A 3,578-nucleotide genomic window follows, 5' to 3' on the forward strand; every position below is an offset into this window, starting at 1 on the left:
GGCACTGCCCATGGCTGCTTCAGTGCGCGCCCATGTCTTCATGCCGAGCACGCCCAGGGGCAAGCCCTCCGGACTGACCGCCAGCAGGCTGTGCATCATGAAGCCACGCTCATTGCCCCCGGTACAGGGACCGAGGCCTTCGGTGGCATGCAGATGCGTCAGGTTGAATTCGGTGGTGTCCTGTATCGCCAGCACCACCGGAATCTGCTCCATGCGACGCAGCGTTTGTGCGATATGCGGCGCCAGCACACCGTCAGTGTCGACCAAGTCGTTGTCGAAGAATCGATAGCCCGCCTTCAGTTCAGCGGGCGACAGCGCTTGGGGCAGCGACGTGTGCGGACTTGCCGCAAGTTGACGGGCCAAGGCCACCAGGCGCTGCGACAGGCGCGCATCGCCAAGTTTCGCCTGCGCGAACTCCTCGCTCGCCCAGTCGGCCGTGTCGTCCTCAATCGCCAATTTGCCACCAATGCATCAACAGAACGGAAAAAAGTTAACACCGACGGCCGCGGTTTACAACCTCACTTATGGGTAATCCTCAGCCCTTTAGGGAGAGGAGGACGTCAAGTCTGATAGATGCGCCCGCCGGACAACTCCTTCGTCTGGCCCGTTTGTTTCGGCAGGCAAGCCCATTGAAGAAGTCGTCCGATACGTTGAGAGGATACTTCGCTCCGAGGAGTTGGAGCCTGAATGGGTAGCCGTCGCCAACCTTTTCGCAAGTTCGAATGAAGCACTCTACAGTGCGAAACCGTCGTCTGTACGGCCGTTTGACGATGTCAATCGTCGGCGTGGACGCGTGTCAGTCGAACGCGGAACGACGGAGGGTTGGATTGTGCTGATCGACAGTGTCTGGCTGACCGAGGAAGGAATCACTGGACACTGGCGGACACAGCCCTTGATACGCATTAAAGCGCTGACGCATTCCCATGGCTGGGCCGTTGCAGCGGTGGTCTCGAACCTGCTCGATATCGCCTGAGGCTTCACGCTTACTTTTTCCCAATCCGGGGCAACCGCCCTGGATGGGAGGGTTGCCCTTTTTTGCAAGGACAACCACTCATGTACACGATTCACCCTCCCAACGAAGTGATTCACGTCGATACCCTCGCGCACGTGTTCCACGTGTTCTTCCACGACGCGACCTTGTCTGCGTACGAAACGCCGGAGATCTCTTTGATGCACGGCGGTACGCCGGTGCCGATTCTGCGCTATAACGGCATCTTGACAGTGCGCCAGCCGGGTACCGCCCACGCATTCTTCACGTCGCTCTTTACCGAGCTCCGAGACCGCTGGTTCAGCAAAGACGGCAAGGCGCTGCAGCCTTGGCAGATCACTCGCAAGCGCTGGGAGATTTTCCAGTTCGTGTTCGAGCTCGCATCGAGACCGGCGTGGCTGCTGTCTGGCGACCAGCTCGAGGCGGAGGTAGAGGCAGCACAAGCCGCTGGCCACCGCTTTCACTTGGGCGATGTTTGCGACCAGGTTGCTGACACGCTGTTCGGCTACACGTCGCAAGGGCCGCAGCTCTCGCTCTCGGGTGGGGTCAACGGCCGGCACGAGGTGCATGTCGCCCATGCGCTCTTTCGGGATCAGCCGATCCCGGACACGGTGCTCGCAGACTACCGCGGCGACGCCAAGCACTACCGGTACGACCTGCAGTGGTTCCCGGTTCTCCTGGACGTGCCGGCTCTTCGCAACTCGCTTCCGTACGATGTCTTGCAGCACGCGGTGTCGATCTTCCGGCATGAAAAGCGGCCGATCGACAGCGAGCTCGGCGCCGGCATCGTCGCGACATTGCGTTCTGCACCGACTGGCATCAGCTACGTCGACGTGGACGATCGTTTGCTCGCTGCGGGGCTCCTGAGCAAGCTCGACCTTCCGGCACAGTATCAGCGCCCGGTGGATGTTGGTGCCGCCGTGTCGTCCGTTGCTGAACGGTTGCGTGAGCTGATCGGGGATGCCGTCCTGAAGAAGTCGCTGGACAGGCTCGAAGCCGACCGCCAGAAAGGGTTGATCTCGCAGCGGCAGTATCACCTGCAGACTGCCATGGCGACGCTGGATCGAGGGCGTACGACCTTCGAATGGCCGAACCAGTTCGCGGCCGCTGTCGAAGCCCGCGACGTTAGCACCCTGCTGACGGTCCTGGATCACCCTGATGGCTGGAACGACCACAGCAAGCAGGTGCTTCGCGAGCAGTTTGGACTGTCGTTGCGTGGATTGAACACAGCCCGCCGGCGGCGCGCGATCTTCGCGTTTTGTGGGTACGATGAGGCGGCACAAGCCGAGTGGGAGGCAAAGCGGGACGCCGCCCGAGCACAGCGGCGTGCGCAAGAGGCCGCGAATGACGCCAAGGCGAAGGCAGAGCGTGCGCGGTATCGCACGCCCGACAATGCGGTGATCACGGGCGTCGAGCACGTCGATCGCGCGATCGCTGACGGGTATTCCGAGATCCGCAGCTTTCGCCATGGTGCGGCGACGCGCTACGCATTGGCCAGGCCCGGTTCGACACAGGGGCGAACGCTCCACGCGAAGAACGGTACGCTGGACTATGCGCGTTCCCGACTGACGCCACTCGCGGCTTGATCGAGGAGCACGACATGCGATTCGATCGAACCGTGCGTTACGAGGCGTACATCTGGACCAGTCGAAAGGAGCAAGCGTTCCTTAATCGGCACAAGCGTGTCGCGCGGAAGCTCGCGCGCGACTGCCCGCTGTTCGCAGACCAGCTTGCCCCGGCGCCTGAAACTGACATCGAAGCGGAGAAGGCGCTGCGGATCGCCAGAGCCCGCGAGGGCGAGCAGCGGATGCGCGACCACCACGCAAGCGTTTGGCGAAAGGGGCGCGCCTGGTATTTCGCGTGCGATCCGGCGATGCGCGCGCGAATCATGGCCGAGTGGCGAGTATGGCCGGGGCCGGCGAAGCCCCAGTACTTCCTCTACGTCGTCGAGAAGCACAACGGGGTAGGCGATGAGCGAATGCGCAGGATGCGCGAGAGAGAAGCCGAGATCCGTGCGAAGGTCCTTCCGATGTTGAATAGCCAAGGCGATCTGCTTGTGACATGAGGGCTGGAGCTTTCAGCCAATTACGAATAACCGGCGCCTCGTGCGCCGGTTTTTTTTCGTCCAATCGCGGCGTGGCACATCCAAAGCCGCTCGCTTTTCCCGACCTTTTCGGCCGGCGTGTGGCGCCCGGACGCCTACACTGGCTTTACTTACCGCGTCATCGACGCATCGAACCCACCGCGAAGCGGCCTTTTCCTGCCCCAAGGGATCACGTCCCGCAGGGCGTCGTTCACGGGGCGACACTTTCGAGGTCACCCATGAACCCACTCGACGCATCAACCCGCCTAGCACCGGACGTCGTCTCGCTCGCCGAGATCGAAGGTGCGATCAACGTGTGGCGCAATCGCTCGCCGGCGCCGATCGGCCCCGACGAGCTGCTCGTACTTTGCCCGGAAGCTCGCGTGCTCGCGGACGTCTACGGCGTGATGATCGTGACGCGCGCGAAATGCGTGCCGCGGTCGTCGTTGACGGAAAAGCAGGCAGCCGCACTAGCTCGCGCGCACGCTTAGAGGCCAGTTCAAAAAG

At 62.2% G+C, this 3,578-nt stretch carries 5 protein-coding genes; 4 read left to right on the forward strand and 1 reads right to left on the reverse strand.

The annotated features are described in order from the left end of the window. Positions 1 to 456 (reverse strand): transposase (locus C7H84_RS35750; protein ID WP_162999518.1); only part of this gene is annotated, 456 nt, incomplete at its 3' end. Positions 457 to 793: 337 nt separating this feature from the next. On the opposite strand from C7H84_RS35750, the gene C7H84_RS37010 reads away from it, so the two are divergent. From C7H84_RS37010 to C7H84_RS35770, 4 genes are all read left to right on the forward strand, one after another. Next, positions 794 to 973, forward strand: a complete 180-nt coding sequence (locus tag C7H84_RS37010) for a hypothetical protein (RefSeq protein ID WP_205611505.1) — start codon at positions 794 to 796, stop codon at positions 971 to 973. Between the two features lie 80 nt (positions 974 to 1,053). Further along, the gene (locus C7H84_RS35760) at positions 1,054 to 2,574 is read left to right on the forward strand and encodes a hypothetical protein (RefSeq protein ID WP_121863177.1); all 1,521 of its coding nucleotides are present in this window, start codon (positions 1,054 to 1,056) and stop codon (positions 2,572 to 2,574) included. 14 nt (positions 2,575 to 2,588) lie between these two features. After that, on the forward strand, positions 2,589 to 3,053 hold the full coding sequence (locus C7H84_RS35765) for a hypothetical protein (RefSeq protein ID WP_121863178.1): 465 nt from the start codon (positions 2,589 to 2,591) through the stop codon (positions 3,051 to 3,053). Between the two features lie 257 nt (positions 3,054 to 3,310). After that, positions 3,311 to 3,562: a DUF3717 domain-containing protein gene (locus C7H84_RS35770; protein WP_121863179.1), complete on the forward strand. Its 252-nt coding sequence runs from the start codon at positions 3,311 to 3,313 to the stop codon at positions 3,560 to 3,562. Positions 3,563 to 3,578 lie beyond the last annotated feature (16 nt).

The sequence above is a fragment of the Burkholderia sp. Nafp2/4-1b genome (assembly GCF_003635165.1).
GTDB lineage: Bacteria > Pseudomonadota > Gammaproteobacteria > Burkholderiales > Burkholderiaceae > Burkholderia.

What these genes read in the sequence shown, in the direction of transcription:
- C7H84_RS35770 (WP_121863179.1), top strand. Translation starts at nt 3,311, where the DNA reads ATGAACCCACTCGACGCATCAACCCGCCTAGCACCGGACGTCGTCTCG.
- C7H84_RS35765 (WP_121863178.1), top strand. Translation starts at nt 2,589, where the DNA reads ATGCGATTCGATCGAACCGTGCGTTACGAGGCGTACATCTGGACCAGT.
- C7H84_RS35760 (WP_121863177.1), top strand. Translation starts at nt 1,054, where the DNA reads ATGTACACGATTCACCCTCCCAACGAAGTGATTCACGTCGATACCCTC.